This is a genomic window from Pseudoalteromonas sp. NS-SX12 (genome assembly GCF_057367955.1).
On record NZ_CM170635.1, the window covers coordinates 1,214,729 to 1,231,751 of the forward strand.

The 17,023-nt window shown below is 39.3% G+C and carries 13 protein-coding genes; 6 read left to right on the forward strand and 7 right to left on the reverse strand.

Translation table 11 applies throughout. The features are described from left to right. The first annotated feature begins 102 nt into the window (after nt 1-102). The 3 genes from AC2IOM_RS19780 to AC2IOM_RS19790 all read left to right on the forward strand — a co-directional run bounded on the left by AC2IOM_RS19780 (nt 103) and on the right by AC2IOM_RS19790 (nt 2,612). Entirely contained in the window at nt 103-1,197 is a 1,095-nt protein-coding gene (locus AC2IOM_RS19780; protein ID WP_486360695.1) for a methionine aminotransferase, read from the forward strand. Next, the gene (locus tag AC2IOM_RS19785) at nt 1,185-1,976 is read left to right on the forward strand and encodes an amidohydrolase (protein ID WP_486359897.1); all 792 of its coding nucleotides are present in this window, start codon (nt 1,185-1,187) and stop codon (nt 1,974-1,976) included. The genes AC2IOM_RS19780 and AC2IOM_RS19785 overlap by 13 nt, the downstream gene beginning before the upstream one ends. A gap of 105 nt (nt 1,977-2,081) precedes the next feature. Next, nucleotides 2,082-2,612: a CIA30 family protein gene (locus tag AC2IOM_RS19790; protein WP_486359898.1), complete on the forward strand. Its 531-nt coding sequence runs from the start codon at nt 2,082-2,084 to the stop codon at nt 2,610-2,612. A gap of 197 nt (nt 2,613-2,809) precedes the next feature. Here the strand turns inward: AC2IOM_RS19790 and AC2IOM_RS19795 are convergent, their stop codons facing one another. The 3 genes from AC2IOM_RS19795 to katG (AC2IOM_RS19805) form a co-directional block, all read right to left on the reverse strand. Beyond that, nucleotides 2,810-5,176, reverse strand: coding sequence for an EAL domain-containing protein (locus tag AC2IOM_RS19795; protein ID WP_486359899.1), 2,367 nt, complete (start codon nt 5,174-5,176; stop codon nt 2,810-2,812). Continuing rightward, the gene (locus AC2IOM_RS19800; protein WP_486359900.1) at nt 5,166-6,125 is read right to left on the reverse strand and encodes an ABC transporter substrate-binding protein; all 960 of its coding nucleotides are present in this window, start codon (nt 6,123-6,125) and stop codon (nt 5,166-5,168) included. Before AC2IOM_RS19800 ends, AC2IOM_RS19795 begins: the two co-directional genes overlap by 11 nt. A gap of 190 nt (nt 6,126-6,315) precedes the next feature. Beyond that, entirely contained in the window at nt 6,316-8,583 is a 2,268-nt protein-coding gene (katG, locus tag AC2IOM_RS19805; protein WP_486359901.1) for a catalase/peroxidase HPI, read from the reverse strand. Between the two features lie 330 nt (nt 8,584-8,913). On the opposite strand from katG (AC2IOM_RS19805), the gene AC2IOM_RS19810 reads away from it, so the two are divergent. Together AC2IOM_RS19810 and katG (AC2IOM_RS19815) are read left to right on the forward strand one after the other, a co-directional pair. Then, nucleotides 8,914-9,822 (forward strand): hydrogen peroxide-inducible genes activator, encoded by a 909-nt coding sequence (locus tag AC2IOM_RS19810; RefSeq protein WP_105172142.1) that lies wholly within the window; start codon nt 8,914-8,916, stop codon nt 9,820-9,822. 359 nt (nt 9,823-10,181) lie between these two features. After that, entirely contained in the window at nt 10,182-12,341 is a 2,160-nt protein-coding gene (gene katG / locus AC2IOM_RS19815; RefSeq protein WP_486359902.1) for a catalase/peroxidase HPI, read from the forward strand. 132 nt (nt 12,342-12,473) lie between these two features. Here katG (AC2IOM_RS19815) and AC2IOM_RS19820 read toward each other — a convergent pair whose 3' ends face one another. From AC2IOM_RS19820 to AC2IOM_RS19835, 4 genes are all read right to left on the reverse strand, one after another. Beyond that, the gene (locus tag AC2IOM_RS19820; protein WP_267884436.1) at nt 12,474-12,608 is read right to left on the reverse strand and encodes a hypothetical protein; all 135 of its coding nucleotides are present in this window, start codon (nt 12,606-12,608) and stop codon (nt 12,474-12,476) included. Between the two features lie 26 nt (nt 12,609-12,634). Then, nucleotides 12,635-12,775 carry a hypothetical protein gene (locus AC2IOM_RS19825; protein ID WP_157813533.1) on the reverse strand — a complete coding sequence of 47 codons (141 nt, stop codon included), beginning with the start codon at nt 12,773-12,775 and terminating at the stop codon, nt 12,635-12,637. A gap of 955 nt (nt 12,776-13,730) precedes the next feature. Then, the gene (locus tag AC2IOM_RS19830) at nt 13,731-13,865 is read right to left on the reverse strand and encodes a hypothetical protein (protein ID WP_267884436.1); all 135 of its coding nucleotides are present in this window, start codon (nt 13,863-13,865) and stop codon (nt 13,731-13,733) included. Nucleotides 13,866-13,890: 25 nt separating this feature from the next. Then, nucleotides 13,891-14,031 carry a hypothetical protein gene (locus AC2IOM_RS19835; protein WP_157813533.1) on the reverse strand — a complete coding sequence of 47 codons (141 nt, stop codon included), beginning with the start codon at nt 14,029-14,031 and terminating at the stop codon, nt 13,891-13,893. Between the two features lie 889 nt (nt 14,032-14,920). On the opposite strand from AC2IOM_RS19835, the gene AC2IOM_RS19840 reads away from it, so the two are divergent. Next, nucleotides 14,921-16,810: a methyl-accepting chemotaxis protein gene (locus tag AC2IOM_RS19840; RefSeq protein ID WP_486359903.1), complete on the forward strand. Its 1,890-nt coding sequence runs from the start codon at nt 14,921-14,923 to the stop codon at nt 16,808-16,810. Nucleotides 16,811-17,023 lie beyond the last annotated feature (213 nt).

Sequence of the window (17,023 nt, forward strand, 5' to 3'; positions counted from 1 at the left end):
TTTTGGGCAATGATAGCATCGCTTTTGTCAAAGCACCATCAAGATTAGAGGTATCGTGTGCAAAGTAAATTACCAAATTTAGGTGTCAGTATTTTTTCGCAAATGACCGCATTGGCAAATGAGCACCAAGCGCTTAATTTATCACAAGGTTTTCCTGAGTTTGATACGCCTGAAGCGCTAAAAAACAAACTTAACTTTTACAGTGCACAAGGGTTTAACCAATATTCGCCATCCAGTGGTGTACCCGCATTACAACAACAAATTGCTGATTTGGTATTGCGTAAATACGCTTTAACTATTTCACCAGAGGCATCGGTAACCGTTACATCAGGTGCAACAGAGGCGCTTTATGTCGCAATTCAAGCACTTGTAAGCCCAAATGATGAAGTGATTGTGTTTGACCCTGCGTATGATTCTTACCAGCCAGCGATTGAACTTGCTGGTGGTAAAGCGGTTCATATCGCATTAACGGCACCCAATTACCAAATAGATTGGCAGCAAGTCGCCAACGCAATTACCGATAAAACCAAAGCGATTATTATTAATTCGCCACATAATCCAAGTACTAAAACGCTAAAACAAGCAGACATTAATGCGTTAAAGCTACTGCTTGAACAGCATGATTTGTATCTCATCAGCGATGAAGTGTACGAGCATATTTGCTTTGATGGTGCCACACATTTAAGCGCACTTGGCGATGACGCACTGTTTGCCCGCAGTTTTGTGGTATCGAGTTTTGGTAAAACCTTCCACTGCACGGGGTGGAAAATGGGTTACTGTGTTGCCCCTGAAAAGCTGATGGTGGAGTTTCGTAAAATTCACCAGTATGTGACGTTTTCTAGCTTTACACCTGCGCAATTAGCATTAGCCGATATGCTTAAAGAGCAGCCAAACCATGTTGATGAATTAAGTGCGTTTTATCAGCACAAGCGCGATGTGTTAAGTAATGCATTAGCAAATAGTCGTTTTACAGTGTTACCAAGTGAAGGTACCTATTTTTTACTGCTTGATTATTCCACCATTTCTGAATTAGATGATGTGGCATTTTGCGAGTATTTAGTAAAAGAGGTTGGCGTTGCTGCCATTCCTCTTAGCGTGTTTTATGAAAATGCCCCTGGCGACCGTGTGATTCGTTTATGTTTTGCTAAGGAAGACGTCACCCTAATCACTGCTGCGGAGAAGTTATGTCAGTTATAAATAGCAGCTTAAAAGTCGCCTTAGTGCAAAGTGATATTGCATGGCTAGACGTTAATAAAAATTTAAATAGCTTAAGCGAACAGCTGAGCAATCTAGATTCGGTTGATTTAATTTTACTGCCTGAAACATTTGCTACTGGTTTTGCCATTAATTTAGACGTGGCAGAGCCAAAGAAAGGGCCAATTTTAGATTGGATGTTGGCACAAGCAAAACGCTTAAATGCGGTAGTAGCGGGCTCAGTGTTAGTGAACCAACAAGGCAAAAAAGCGAATCGCTTTTACTGGTGTTGGCCAAATGGCACGGTGGAATTCTACGATAAACGCCATCTGTTTTGTTTAGGTAATGAAGGCGATTTTGTAAATGCGGGTGTTGAGCGCAAAATCATTACAATAAATGGTTTTAGGTTTTTACCTCAGGTGTGCTACGACTTACGTTTTCCAGTATTTCAACGAAGTCGCAACGATTATGATGTGATGGTTAATGTGGCAAATTGGCCTGCGGCACGCCGCCGCATTTGGGATACCTTATTGCAGGCGAGGGCAATTGAAAATCAATGCTATGTGCTTGCTGCTAATCGGGTGGGTGATGATGGCAATGGTGTTGCTCATAACGGCGGTACAGCTGCCTATGATTTTACGGGTGAAACGCTCGTTGCCGCCGAGGATAACCAAGCGCAAATAATCACAGTTGAACTGACGAAATCGGCGTTAACTCAGTTTAAAGAAAAGTTTCCAGCCCATCTCGATGCGGACCAATTTACACTGCCTAATATCAAATAGACAAATTTAGCTTGGTTACTTCTTGCTAGGTAATGTTTGTTTTATTAAACCTAAAAGCTGTTTTAAGCGTATTACTATTTACCCTTAAAACAGCTTAGGTGTTTAATGAAATCGTCTCTTGTTACTGGTTTGTTTGTTATGGCAGCAAACGCTCACGCTAATATTAATCTTAACCAACTTGAATGGATGGTGATAAACGACTCAGTAATGGGAGGCGTTTCAAATAGCCGAGTTATTGTTGGTGATAACAACTTAACCTTTACGGGTGAGGTATCACTTGCCAACAATGGCGGTTTTGCATCATTTCGAGCGCCTATTTCGTTTGAAAATACTAATACAGATTTACTCAGCTTTAAGGTTGTAGGTGATGGCAAACAATACCAACTGCGCTTGCGAGTGGATGGGTATTATGATGGTCCTGCGTTTGTTTATCACTTTAAAACTGAGGCAGGTATTGAGCATACCTTTAATTTATCTGAACAAGACTTTGTTTTAATGTTTCGCGGTAGGCAGTTTGAGTCGGACTATCAATTTCGTTTTGATGATGTGCGCTCGCTTGGTTTTATGATTAGTAATAAACAAGCGGGTGATTTTAGTCTGCAGGTAAAGCACATAGCACTATTACAAAAAGTGTAGTGATCGGAGAGCCGTTAATTTTAGGTTAAGTTTACTATCGGCATACTAGCCCCAACTTCAACGAATTGTTTTTTAGAATTTGTTCAAAGTTAGTTTTCCCAAGTAGTTGTTTTACACAAGTACACTATTTGCCCACAACCTTTTGTGGGCTTTTTTTTGGCTTATAAAAACGTATTGGCTTGAAATAGGGTTAGGTATTACCTTTGCAATATCGTTGTATTAGCTTTTTCACTGTCACAGATTAACGCTTCAAACGCTTCGAGAGGCAATGGTTTAGAAAGTAAAAAACCTTGAATATCATCGCATTGTGCTTCTTTCACGTAGTCCAGTTGCTCTTGGTTTTCTACTCCTTCTGCGGTGGTTTTTACTTTTAACGACTTGGCTAATGAGAAGATGTTTTCGAGTACCACTTTGCCTTTATCTGTTTTCATACCGAGTTTAATAAAGCTTTGGTCAATTTTAAGGTGTTTGATCGGCAGCGATAATACGGTTTCTAAGTTGGCGTTGCCTGTACCATAGTCATCAATCGCCACCTCTATGCCTGCTTGCTCTAATCGCATCATATTGATAGCTGTTTTTTTGTAGTCTTTTATAAGCCCGTACTCAGTAACTTCTATCTCAAGAAAGTTATGAGGAATATCAAATTCGCCCACTTTTTGAAAAATGTAAGCGATGGTAGTCTGCTCAAATAAATGGCGCGCCGATAAGTTTATTGAAATGGGCACTATGGGTTTACCAAGGTTTATCCAGCTGCGGATCTGTTTGCACACGCTGTGAATAACGTATCTATCGACTAATGGCATTAGCCCTTTTTTCTCGGCAATTGGAATAAACTCGGCGGGTGAAATAAAGTTGCCGTCGAGTGTCCATCGGATCAAGGCTTCCGCTGATTTTATTTTAAGGGTCTTAGCGTCAAATTTAGGTTGATATTGAAAGTATAAACCGTCGTTTTCAAGCGCATTTATCAGCTCGCGTTTTAACGTTGCTTCTCGTTTTACGTTTTTATGGAATTCTGGGTCGATTCTTACTACTTTGTTTACTTCACCATTGGCGCCTCGCAGCGATAGCTCGGATTGTTCGACAATTGAATCAAAACTGTCGGCACAATCTAGCGAACTAATACAGCGATTAAATTTGGCTTTTAGCACCATATTTTGAATCACTAGTTCTTTATTAATTAAACTACGCATTTGCTTTATTTCTTCTTTGCCACCGGCGTGATGGCATACGAGAAATTTAGATGTGCCTATTCGTGCAAGTTGCATATTATCAAGCGCTATTTCTTTTAATGCTTTTGTAAATGCTTGCAAATAGCAATCGCCAATATGCTGTCCGTGAATATCATTAATATCGCGAAGGTACAGTAATTCAATTACGCTAATTTGCATTGGAAAGTAGGCACTTTTTAGATGTGCTTTTATGCCATTGCGATTGTAAAGCTCAGTAAGCTGGTCAAAATAGGCAAGATGTTCGATCGCTTCTTTATCGGCAAACTCTTGGGTTCTATCGCGAATAAATGCAACAAAGTGATTGTTTTTTAACGTGTGATAGCGCGAAATGGTAATTTCTACAGGAAATACAGTGCCGTTTTGTCGCATTGCTTCTACATTGCGAATAGTTTTGAGTACTGATTCTAAATTATGCGATTGCATAAATGAATCATGGTGCATTTTTTGATACTTAGGAGGAATAAAGATCGCGATATTTTGGTCAATAAGCTCTTCTTTGGTGTTGTAACCAAACAAAGACAAACAGCTATTATTAACTTTTATGATAGTACCTTGTTCGTTGGTTTCAATTACCGCATCAGGTGCAAGATCACTTACTAAATTTGCTAAATTAGCCTTTTCGTCAAGCATTTCACCTAAATGCTCATTTAGTGCAAATGAGTCATTGAGTGTGCAGGCTAAACGATAAAAAATATCTTTATCTTCACTAATTCGAATTGCGGTTTTTCCATCGTTAAAGCCCGTAATTGCGGCGCAAAATTGTTTAAGTTTAAAAATGTAGCCGTTGCGCATCACAACAAAATAGGAGGTTGAAAAAACTAAAAAAATGATTGTTGCGATTAAGGTTGTGTATTGCACCTGCACGGCGAAATGATGCAGCTCAGGGTAAATGTATTTTTTTAACACTAAATAGTGCGATGCGTTTTTAGTGCCTTTTTCAAGCACTGGCGCAGCTAAGTACAACACATAATCCTCAATTTTATACAGCTTATCGCTACCTAGAAAAATAAACGTGGCGCTATCAATATCGAGCAATTGCTGTCCTTCGTGCGAAATCGTATTTGATGCAATAACCGCTTTGTCGTGTGAGACAACATAAGTCGAACGTACATTTTGCAGCTCTGCGGTTAATGTAGCCCAGTTTTTTACTTGTTCAATGTCGCCATGACTCAGGTTTGATGCCATCAGTTCAGCCTGATGTTCTAGTAAGGCTTGCTCTTGTTCTACTATGTTCTTAATTGCCACTTTCTCAACAACGGTAAGAAAAAATATGCCAACGACTAGCATCGAAACTGCAATGCCGATTAATGCAAATAACCAGAGTTTAATTCTCATTTAACACCTGTTTAGCATAATCTGGATTGATTAATGTGCGGCAATGACACGGCTTGTCGATTTTTCCTTGTGTAAGCAACACTGAATTGTAGCTACTAATGAGTTGTTGATGTTTGTCTTTGTCTTCCAACCAATCAATGACGTCTTGCCCATAGAGTAATGAAATGCCCGAATAACCTTGAATGAGCTGTGTTTCACTTAAATGAAGTCGTTGGTTTAAGGAGTTGATATAGGGCATGATATCTTTACTGATATGCATCACTGTGCGGTTGTTTAAGGTTAAAAACGAGTTTAAATAGCGCTTTTTTTCTTCAGATATCGTACTTTTGTTTAATACTAATACATCAACTATTTCGCCTGGTATTTGGCTGCTATCAAATAATTTATTTGCGCCTAATTCGAGTAACTTACTGCTGCTGGGTTCAAAGGTAAAAACCGCATCAATTTCATTGTTTTGATAGGCTTGCACATGACGATTAGCCTCTAAGTTAACAATGTCGATATCATTAATTGTTAAGTTGTTAAGCTCTAAAAAACGAGATAGAAAATACAACCCCAACGCGGATGTTTCGGCACCAATGCGTTTACCGCGTAATTGATTTACATTGGTAATGCTTGGTTTAGCAATCAAAGTATCTGCGCCATTGGAATAATCGACTATCCAAATCACTTCAATATCAAAGCCGAGCGCTTTTATTTTAACGGCTTCATCTAACGTAACAGCCGCTACGTCTATCGAGTTATTAATAATGCCATTAAGCACTTGAGACGCATTGCGGTATTCAATGAGTTTAATGTGCTTCATTAGATCTGGGTATTTATGACGTGTGATGTAAAAAGGCTCGTAGCCTAACCAAATATTGGTGCCAATTCGCAGTATTTGCGTATTTTGTTCGTGGCAAGAAACTAAGAAAACGCAAATTGAAAATATTAGTGCTAACCGTTTCATTGTAAGTAGAATTTTATAGCTCGTTACATTTGAGTTTAGCCATATTTATTAAATTTGCTGAGTAAGGTAAAAAATATCTTTAAGTCGTTATATTTAAAAATCCATAGGGGCTGTGTTGTTATCAGAATCCTGTATTTTAAGCATGAAAAAAGGCGCTAAATGCGCCTTTGTTTGATTGTAGCTTCACTCGTTATTTAATATCAAAACGGTCAAGTTGCATTACTTTTGTCCATGCTTTTACAAAGTCGTTTACAAAACGTTCTTTTGAATTATCAAACGCATATACTTCAGCAACAGCACGTAACTCAGATGAAGAACCAAAGATTAAATCAACCGGTGTTGCTGTGTATTTTAAAGCGCCAGTTTTACGGTCTTTACCTTGGTACACATCGCCTGCTTTTTGCCACTGAGTAGACATATCAAGCAAGTTGACAAAAAAGTCATTGGTTAAAGTGTCTTTCTTATCTGTAAATACACCGTTGCTTGAGCCATCTGTATTGGTATTTAACACGCGCATACCGCCAATTAACACCGTCATTTCAGGCACCGTTAGAGCGAGTTGATCTGCTTTATCAACCAAAGCGTCGGTTGGTGATTTGTAATAACCTTTTTCATAGTAGTTTCTAAAACCGTCAGCACTTGGTTTTAGTAGCGAAAATGAGTTTACATCTGTTTGTGCTTGGGTCGCATCACCACGCCCCGCAACAAATGGTACGCTTACTTTAACCCCAGCATTTTTAGCTGCTTTTTCAACTGCAGCTGCGCCGCCGAGTACTATCATATCAGCAAGTGAAATTTTGCTGCGACCAAAAGTACGGTCATTAAATTCATCTTTAATTTCAGTCAGTTTGGCAATAACTTTCGCAGTTTGTGCTGGATTATTTACTTGCCAATCTTTTTGTGGCGCCAGTGCGATACGTGCACCGTTTGCACCGCCGCGCATATCAGAATCACGGTAGCTTGATGCTGACGCCCATGCTGTTGCGACGAGTTCAGATACTGAAAGACCTGAATCTAAAATTTGCGCTTTTAGCTTTTTAACGTCTTTATCACTTACTAGCTTGTAATCTGGCTTGTCGATAGGATCTTGCCAAATATGCGCTTGTTTTGGATATTCGTCACCTAAGTAATTATCAAGTGGACCCATATCGCGGTGGGTTAATTTAAACCATGCTTTGGCAAATGCAAGGCGGTACTCTTCAGGATCTGCCAAGAAGCGCTCTGCAATTTTGCGATATTCTGGGTCAAATTTTAAAGCCAAATCTGCCGTATTCATCACAGGTGGATTGTACTTGCCCTTAACGTGCGCATCCGGAACTGATTTATGTAACGACTCATCGGTAGGTACCCAAATAATCGCACCAGCAGGGCTACGTGATTGTTTCCACTCAAAATTAAGTAAGTTTGATAGGTATAGTGATGTCCATTTGGTTGGCGCTTGTGTCCACGCACCTTCTAATCCACTGGTAACTGTGTCTTCTGAATGGCCTTTACCGCATTTGTTTTTCCAGCCAAAACCTTGTTGCTCAATTGGCGCTGCACCTGGTTCTTTCTCTAAACACTTATTCGCTTTGTGAGCGCCGTGCATTTTACCAAAGGTGTGGCCACCTGCGATAAGTGCAAGTGTTTCTTCATCGTTCATTGCCATACGTGCAAATGATTCGCGAATATTTTTAGCTGAGCCAAGAGGATCGGGTACGCCACCTGGGCCTTCAGGGTTTACGTAAATTAAGCCCATATGAACTGCAGCCAGTGGGCGCTTTAATTTGCCATCGCTATCGCGACGATCGCTAGCTAGCATTTCAACTTCTGGACCCCAATAAACCATATCAGGTTCCCAGTCATCATCACGACCGGCTGCAAAACCGTAAGTTTTGAAACCCATGTTTTCTAATGCTACGTTACCCGCAAGTACAATTAAGTCACCCCAAGAGATAAGCTCACCGTATTTTTGTTTAACAGGCCACAGTAAGCGACGTGCTTTATCTAGGTTACCGTTATCTGGCCAGCTGTTTAATGGGTTGAAGCGTTGTTGACCACCGCCCGCGCCACCTCGGCCATCAAGCGTGCGGTAAGTGCCTGCGGCATGCCACGTCATACGAATAAAAAATGGGCCATAGTTACCCCAGTCGGCAGGCCACCATTCTTGTGAGTCAGTAAGCACAAAATCGATGTCTTTTTTAAGCGCATCCATATCAAGCTGTGTAAACGCTTTTTTATAATTAAAGTCTTCACCTAATGGGTTTGAGCGTACATCGTGATCGCGAAGTGGTGTTAAATCGAGTTGGTTTGGCCACCAAAATAGGTTTGATTTCGCTTGGTTAGGCATTACTTTGCCCATGCCAATCGCGCCTTTTGGCTTACTCATTGTGTCTTTAGCGATTGCAGATGTTGCGCCTAAAGATAGTGCTACAACAGCGGCAATAGAAGTATATTTTAATATCTGAACGGATTTCATTTTTGAATTCCCCTTATGATTTATGGGTGTATTAACGCAGCTAAGTATAGAAGGGAATTTAAATAACTAAATTTGATAATAACTAAGTTGATATTCGTTTTTTTAGATTGTTGTTATGTAGACATTTTTCCTGCCATATTGGCTATGAAAACGCTAATCAAAAAAACATATGATCACCATCGGTATTTTTGAATAATAGCTTAAACTTTTGATTTTTAATTGCTTTTATTCTTATTTGGTAGTGAGTGAAGGAAACGACTGAGTGAGTGATATGGTCATTTCGTATAAATTGATTATTATTAAAAAAACATTCGATTTATAAGAACTATAATGATTTCACTAAAACAGCTTCATTACGCCTTAGCCGTTGAAAAAACGCTTCATTTTAAAAAGGCCGCAGACAATTGCCATGTTTCGCAATCAACGCTTAGTACCGCGGTACATGAGCTAGAAAAACAATTAGGTGTGGCTATTTTTGAGCGTAACAATAAACATGTGTTTATTACTGACGAAGGCAAGCTAATTCTTGAAAAAGCCAAGCGCATTAAGCTTGAAGTAGACGAACTGACGTTGCTGGCAAAGTCCAATAAAGCGCCGCTAGCAAGCCCAATGACAATTGGTGTAATACCGACAATTGGCCCTTTTTTACTGCCAAAGGTATTGCCGAAAGTGCGCACTGAATATAGCGACTTTAAGCTGAAAATCGTTGAAGACCAATCACATGTATTGGTTGAAAAACTGCGAGAAGGTGAGCTTGACGCAGCAATTTTAGCCCTGCCATACGATATTGATGGTTTAATGGCGTTTAATTTTTGGCAAGAAGACTTTTACTGGGTGAGCCACAAAGACGAATGTGCACTAAATTTGCGTGAAATTACCACCAATGAGTTCGATCTCGACAAATTAATGCTGCTTAAAGATGGTCACTGCTTAAAAGAGCATGCGCTTGCTGCTTGTAAATTAGAAAATACCAACAATGACAATCAATTAGACTCAGCCAGTTTACACACATTAATTCAAATGGTTGCCGGCAAACTAGGTACAACCTTAGTACCACAGATGGCACTTGATCAACTCGTTAAAAATGAAGGTGAGCTTGCTGCGGTACATTTAAATGAGCCAGGCCCACATCGCACCATAGCGCTTGTGGTTCGGCCGAATTATGTAAGAACCAATGATATTGTGTTGCTACAGCAGCTTTTTGAAAATGAATTAAAAGACAAGTGCTATGCGGGTTAAGGCCGTAATTTAAGTATTTGCTAGATTATGAATTTTGATGTTTTTTTGATCTTGGCACTGCAAAACAGCATTTGATCCTGTATAACTAATTGAGCGTATAAATATTTTTACGTTCACCGACATGAATTGTTAACTGATTTTAACGAGCGAAATAAAGTCATTTTGATGCGTTTAATTGAGGTATGAGTGGTTCGGTTATCTCAATTAAGAATGCTTCCCCTGCATTCTTGCCTAGCACTTTTTCATATAGGCAATTGGCACACAGTTTCTTTTAAGCGTGAAAAAAACGCTGCTCGTTAGTCGTTTTAATAAAAAATGTCGTCTCAATGAACCCGTCAGACAAACAAAGGAGATGCGCGATGTCATCAAGTAAATGCCCATTTACATCAGGAAGTATTACGCAAACTGGAAAATCGAACACAGATTGGTGGCCTAATACCCTCAATCTCGATATTTTGCATCAACATGATTCAAAAACTAACCCACTCGGTAGCGACTATGATTACCGCGAACAATTAAAGCAGCTTGATTTTGCTGCACTGAAAGCCGATTTAACCGCACTTATGACTGACAGCCAAGATTGGTGGCCTGCTGATTGGGGCCACTATGGCGGTTTAATGATCCGTATGACATGGCATGCTGCGGGAAGTTATCGCGTTGCCGATGGTCGCGGTGGTGCGGGTACTGGTAATTTGCGTTTTTCACCGCTTAATTCATGGCCAGATAATACCAACCTAGACAAAGCGCGCCGTTTACTTTGGCCTATTAAGAAAAAGTACGGTAATAAGTTAAGCTGGGCAGATTTAATTGCGTATGCTGGAACCATTGCATATGAGTCGATGGGACTTAAAACCTATGGCTTTGCGTTTGGCCGCGAAGATATTTGGCACCCAGAAAAAGATACCTACTGGGGCGCTGAGAAAGAATGGCTTGCTCCATCAGAAAATGACAACAGTCGTTATTCAGGTGAGCGCGACTTAGAAAACCCATTAGCCGCAGTAATGATGGGCTTAATTTATGTTAACCCTGAAGGGGTTGATGGTAAGCCAGATCCACAAAAAACAGCCCACGATGTACGTGAAACCTTCGCCCGTATGGCAATGAATGATGAAGAAACTGTGGCGCTTACCGCAGGTGGTCATACCGTAGGTAAATGTCATGGTAATGGCGATGCCGCGAAACTTGGCCCTGAACCAGAAGCTGCTGATATTAATGAACAAGGCCTTGGTTGGAATCATCAAGAAGGTAATGGCTTAGGTGCAGATGCAATAACCAGTGGCCTTGAAGGTGCATGGACAACTAATCCTACTCAGTGGGATAACGGCTATTTCGAATTACTACTCAACCATGAGTGGGAGCTTAAAAAGAGCCCAGCAGGCGCATGGCAATGGGAACCTGTCGCGATTAAAGAAGAGGATAAGCCGCTCGCGGTTGATGGCAACGGCAAACGCAATAATCCCATTATGACCGATGCTGATATGGCGATGAAGGTTGACCCAGAATATCGCAAAATTTCAGAGCGATTTTATAACGACCCAGCTTATTTTTCTGAGGTGTTTGCACGTGCATGGTTTAAATTAACACACCGTGATATGGGGCCAAAAGCTTGTTATATCGGCCCTGATGTGCCAAAAGAAGATTTAACATGGCAAGATCCAATTCCAGCTGGCAATACGGCTTATGATGAACAAGCGGTAAAAACGGCAATTAAAGCCAGCGGTTTATCTATTGCTGAAATGGCAACAACGGCGTGGGATAGTGCGCGCACTTTCCGTCATTCTGATAAGCGGGGTGGTGCAAATGGTGCACATATTCGCTTGGCACCAGCAAATAATTGGCAAGGCAACGAGCCTGAAAAACTTGCTAAGGTGCTAAGCGTGTATCAAGCAATATCAGATGAACATAATGTGAGTGTTGCTGATGTGATTGTACTTGCGGGTAATGTTGCAATTGAACAGGCGGCAAGTGCAGCCGGCTTTACAGCAAGTCTAACCTTTAACAAAGGCCGTGGTGATGCATCTCAAGAGATGACCGAAGTAGATTCGTTTGCTTATTTAGAGCCTGTACATGACGGTTTTAGAAATTGGCAGCAGCAAAAATTTGCAGCAAGCCCAGAAGAGTTATTACTTGAACGTGCTCAACTACTCGGATTAACAGCACCAGAAATGACGGTATTGGTGGGCGGTTTACGGGTATTAGGCTGTAATTATGGTGATTCTCAAGCCGGTGTGTTCACCGATCGCGTTGGACAACTTACTACCGACTTTTTTGTCAATCTAACAGACATGCGTTATGAGTGGCAGCCAACAGGCGATAATCAATACGTACTGCGTGATAGAGCGACTAAAGAAGATGCTTGGCAAGCTACGCGCGTTGATTTAGTGTTTGGCTCAAACTCAATTTTGCGTGCGTATGCAGAAGTGTATGCACAAGATGATAATGGTCAGAAGTTTGTAGATGACTTTGTAACGGCATGGAATAAGGTAATGAATGCCGATCGCTTTGATTTAGCAAGCTAGCATTTCGCCAAATAAAAAAGCCTTTCTATTTAATTGAATAGAAAGGCTATTTTAATTGTTTTTTGAAGATATAAATTAACTTTTTTGTTTTTACCATAGGCATGTTTCCTTAAATTTTGGTTTCACTTTATTTTATTTAAATAACAAGTAGCTTCCACCTACAGCAACACCCGTTACAATCGCCGCTGTCATACCTGCGGTTACTAAACCAACTACCACAAACGCGGTTAAAGCTGCTGTCATTACAATATCAAATACGTTGTTCATTTTTTTATCTCCGAGTAGTTTTAAAGTTATTTAGTTAACATGTATGTGCCGCCAATTGCTGCACCTGCCATAATTGCGGTTGTCATGCCTGCTGTTACAAGACCAGCTACTACAAATGTTGTTAAACCAGCTGCCATTAAAATCTCGATTGCGTTTGATGTATTCATTGTTCAATTTCCTTTAAGTTTGAGTAAAGCGTGTTGCTTGAGTTAAATAATAGGCAATTGAGGAGAGGATTCTTTTGCTTTGTGATGTTTGGTCAATCGCGGTGATATTTGGTTTTATTAAGTGATGAATGATTTTGAATTGAAGGAGAGTTGCTATGTTGCGATACTTTTTCAAAAGGCAAGTCACAATAAAAAGGTGCTCTAAAGCACCTTGTTGCGTTTTATAATTGCGCTAAACGTAGTTAGTTTTAGGTTCATTCAAGCATGCTCGCCAGCCACGGAGGTTGCGAGTGCCAGTGATATGTTATTTTTATGTGGCGTTAGACCGCTTTTATGTTTTTTGTTTATTAACGCATTGCAAAGTTTACAAACACGGCTGTTAGCATAAACCCCACACCGACAAAAAAGCCTATTAACGTAGCTTTTACTAAGGTCGACTTTTTGTTTTCTTCTGTTTTATCGCTCATAGTTACATTCCCTATTTAAATTAAAAATGTAGTGTTAGGTGTTTTAGTATTTATTTGAGTGTAAAGATCAACACGTTCTAAAAATCATCAATATTTTGTACACGATTTTGTGTGTTTTGTAACCTAGCATATGCTGCTTTTTCAACTTTTTGTATCGGGTTTTAAAGCGAATGAAGGTTAAGTTTTGCTTTATGGAAGAGAGACAACTCTTATGGTTAAAAACAGGCCGTCCGCAGTTTAGTTAACGTGACACCTTACCAAATCGCATCCGTGTATTTAAATTAACAATGATAAAACAATTGCTCAGTGAATCATCTCACATGGTTTCACTTATCAGCTTGCGCTTTTACGTTCGGAAAAAGCAAACAAAATAGCCTTTCTATGTAATTGTATAGAAAGGCTATTTTGTTTGCTTTTTGAAGGTATAGAACATTATTTGGGTTTTTGTCATAGGCAAATATCCTTTAATTATTATGGCTTAGATTAAATTACTTAAATAATAAGTAACTACCACCCACAGCAACACCCGTTACAATCGCCGCTGTCATACCTGCGGTTACTAAACCAACTACCACAAACGCGGTTAAAGCTGCTGTCATTACAATATCAAATACGTTGTTCATTTTTTATCTCCGAGTAGTTTTAAAGTTATTTAGTTAACATGTATGTGCCGCCAATTGCTGCACCTGCCATAATTGCGGTTGTCATGCCTGCTGTTACAAGACCAGCTACTACAAATGTTGTTAAACCAGCTGCCATTAAAATCTCGATTGCGTTTGATGTATTCATTGTTCAATTTCCTAGTTAATACCAATTCACTTAAGTAGCTGATCATCCTAGCGGACTAAATATCATGCTAACTGCGTTAGAATTTATCAATGTAGAACAACTACATAAGAAAAATTCCGCCTTGTTACCATTTCATTTATCCAGCGCTATCCCTGATCACATACTTAACAGAATTGGTATAAGTTTGAGTAAAGTGTGTTGCTTGAGTTAAATAATAGGCAATTGAGGAGAGGATTCTTTTGCTTTGTGATGTTTGGTCAATCGCGGTGATTTTTGGCGTTATTTAGGGATGAATGTTGAGAGTTTTGCAGATGAATTGCAGGCATTACCTGAGATTACAATCAATGATACTGAATCTGTGTCTTTATTTGCATTCGTTTTTAATTACTTCGATAAGCGTTATTAAGTAATAATGTTGAGTACTGTTAGTGAATAAGTGCATCAAGTCCTAGTCTGTTAAAAGTTACATTTAAGCCAATAAAACGTATGTATTAGTTTGTTTTTTAACACAAACTTTATTTCTTATTTCTTATTTCTTATTTCTTATTTCTTATTTCTTGCTTTTAAGCATATTTATGATTTTTAGACTTTAAAGTACTAACTTACTTGTTCACTCTTACAGATACAATATTCACTTATAAGAAATAATTGCATTCCTTGATTTAAAACAATAAATACAAACTCAACCCATCAAAAGAGGTCTAACCATCTGATTTAAAATGGATTGGAACGTTCTTATTTGATATCTTCCAAACCGTTTTAAACCGCGAGCATCGAATTTTATTGAGTTTATTAAAATTGTTTTTATTTAAGGTTTGGTGCTTTTCTCCTCTGTTTTATTAATCAGTATTTAAAACGGAATTTACTTTTTCAAATACAAGAAGGTTTTATGAGTGCTAGAAATAAATTGCTAGTGTTAATTGGCATTTTGATCTCATCAATCGTATTTTTAATTTCCATTTTTGGTTACAACCAGCTTAATACTTATTCCACCTCTGATTATCGAAATCGTATGTCAAATCAAACCTTCCTCGTGTCAAAAGCATTGGAAGAGAAAGTTGAGCGATACTTTACCGCGCTAGAAGGAACTTCATTGATTTTAAACATCGATAAAAATCAAATTTTACTTGATGCAAAAACGTATGCTCATTTGGCTGATTTACAAGACAAAATGAAGAGCCTAAATGTGTTTGTCGGCCTTCCTGATGGCTCAACATTTGATACGCAAAACGTTGGGAAAATACCTAATTTCAATGCTAAGCAAAGTAATCGAGAATGGTTTGTTAAGGGAATGTCGGGACAAAATCGTATTGTAACGACTCCCTTTATGGCAACAACAGGTGACTTAAGTATGGTGTTGGCGATTCCTATACGACATCAAAGCAGCGTCGTAGGTGTGCTATCTATGAGCCTAAAAGTGAGTGATATTAGCGACTATGTTAAAGCGCTGACAAACAAAGATAATGTGTATGTTTCCCGTCAAGATGGTTTTTTAATGGCGGCAAGCTCCGATGATTTGGTGGGGGAGAATGTATTTTCTTTGTACCCGAGTTATCAACCTTATGCACGCAGTATTAAAAGTGAACACACGTTCACATCGGAACTTGGTAAAGAATTCTTTGTAGTGTCGAATAAAATTGAGGGATTGAACTGGTCTGTGTGGGCTTGGACAAGCCTGGATAATATTCACAAAATTTCTAATGCAGCAGTTAAAACTAACTTAGTTGTAGGACTAATATTTATAATTGTGGGCATTGTTATTACGTATTACCTAATTACCAAACTTATGTATTTCCCGATTGGTGGTGAGCCTAAAAAAATAGAAGCGTTAGTTAATACAATTGCTAACGGGAATCTGACCCAAATACCCAAACTAGATAATACCAGCACTGGGATCTACCGTTCGATAATGCAAATGGCGCATAAGCTTAGAGATGTAATTACTGAAATAAATCATTCATCTAATGAGTTGCTAAATGTATCTAAGAAACTAGGCTGCGCGTCAGAGCAGGTTGCACGTTCTTCGAATGAGCAAACTGTTCAGCTAGAGCAAGTTGCAACAGCAATGAATGAAATGACAACAACTGTTTCTGAAGTGGCAAGGCATGCAGTTGAAGCGTCAATTTCATCGAATGGCGCAACTAAAAGCTCTCAAAGTGGCTTAGATGTAGTAGCCCAGATGAATGATAATATTACTAATCTTGTTGAAAACATTAACCAAGTTCAACAGGTAATTACTGGTGTTTCAAACGAAGCAGAAAATGTTGGTGGTATTTTAGATGTTATTAGAGGCATTGCTGATCAAACTAACTTATTAGCGTTGAATGCAGCGATTGAAGCGGCAAGAGCGGGTGAAAATGGTAGAGGCTTTGCGGTAGTTGCAGATGAAGTAAGGACATTGGCATTGAAAACGCAAGAAAGCACAAATGAAATTCAATCGATGATCGAAGCGTTACAATCGCAAGCAAATCGCTCTGTGATTTTAATGAAGGAAAATGCATTAAGCGCAGATTTGACGTTAGAAAAGTCGGATGAAGCACGCGCATCACTAGTGCAAATTGAACAAGAGATAAGCTCGATTGAAGATATGAATACGCAAATTGCAACGGCAGCTGAAGAGCAATCACAAGTGTCAGGCGATATTAATCAAAATATTGTAACGATAAATGACCTAGCGATTGATAACGCGGAAAGTGTTAAGAGTAATTCTGAAACAGCGGAGCAGTTAAATGAAATGGCGGTTAAACTGAGTCGGGTAGTGCATACGTTTAAAATTTAGTATTGCGCGAGAGTATGTGATTTCTGTGCGCGGTTAGCGCTAAAGTGTAAGCTTTAAGAAACGCCATGTGATGACTGGACGTTTTAGTTAGTAATCAATATATGGGAGCTTTTACGTGTCTTATGCGTGAAATTATTGTGTACTTATCACTGCCTATTTAATTAAGGCATCACTACTTTCGATGGCGGCACTTGCCATACGTGCGGTTACTAA

Coding starts and splice junctions, on each gene's coding strand:
- AC2IOM_RS19780 (WP_486360695.1), top strand. CDS start 103: ATGACCGCATTGGCAAATGAGCACCAAGCGCTTAATTTATCACAAGGT.
- AC2IOM_RS19785 (WP_486359897.1), top strand. CDS start 1,185: ATGTCAGTTATAAATAGCAGCTTAAAAGTCGCCTTAGTGCAAAGTGAT.
- AC2IOM_RS19790 (WP_486359898.1), top strand. CDS start 2,082: ATGAAATCGTCTCTTGTTACTGGTTTGTTTGTTATGGCAGCAAACGCT.
- AC2IOM_RS19795 (WP_486359899.1), bottom strand. CDS start 5,176: ATGAGAATTAAACTCTGGTTATTTGCATTAATCGGCATTGCAGTTTCG.
- AC2IOM_RS19800 (WP_486359900.1), bottom strand. CDS start 6,125: ATGAAACGGTTAGCACTAATATTTTCAATTTGCGTTTTCTTAGTTTCT.
- katG (WP_486359901.1), bottom strand. CDS start 8,583: ATGAAATCCGTTCAGATATTAAAATATACTTCTATTGCCGCTGTTGTA.
- AC2IOM_RS19810 (WP_105172142.1), top strand. CDS start 8,914: ATGATTTCACTAAAACAGCTTCATTACGCCTTAGCCGTTGAAAAAACG.
- katG (WP_486359902.1), top strand. CDS start 10,182: ATGTCATCAAGTAAATGCCCATTTACATCAGGAAGTATTACGCAAACT.
- AC2IOM_RS19820 (WP_267884436.1), bottom strand. CDS start 12,608: ATGAACAACGTATTTGATATTGTAATGACAGCAGCTTTAACCGCGTTT.
- AC2IOM_RS19825 (WP_157813533.1), bottom strand. CDS start 12,775: ATGAATACATCAAACGCAATCGAGATTTTAATGGCAGCTGGTTTAACA.
- AC2IOM_RS19830 (WP_267884436.1), bottom strand. CDS start 13,865: ATGAACAACGTATTTGATATTGTAATGACAGCAGCTTTAACCGCGTTT.
- AC2IOM_RS19835 (WP_157813533.1), bottom strand. CDS start 14,031: ATGAATACATCAAACGCAATCGAGATTTTAATGGCAGCTGGTTTAACA.
- AC2IOM_RS19840 (WP_486359903.1), top strand. CDS start 14,921: ATGAGTGCTAGAAATAAATTGCTAGTGTTAATTGGCATTTTGATCTCA.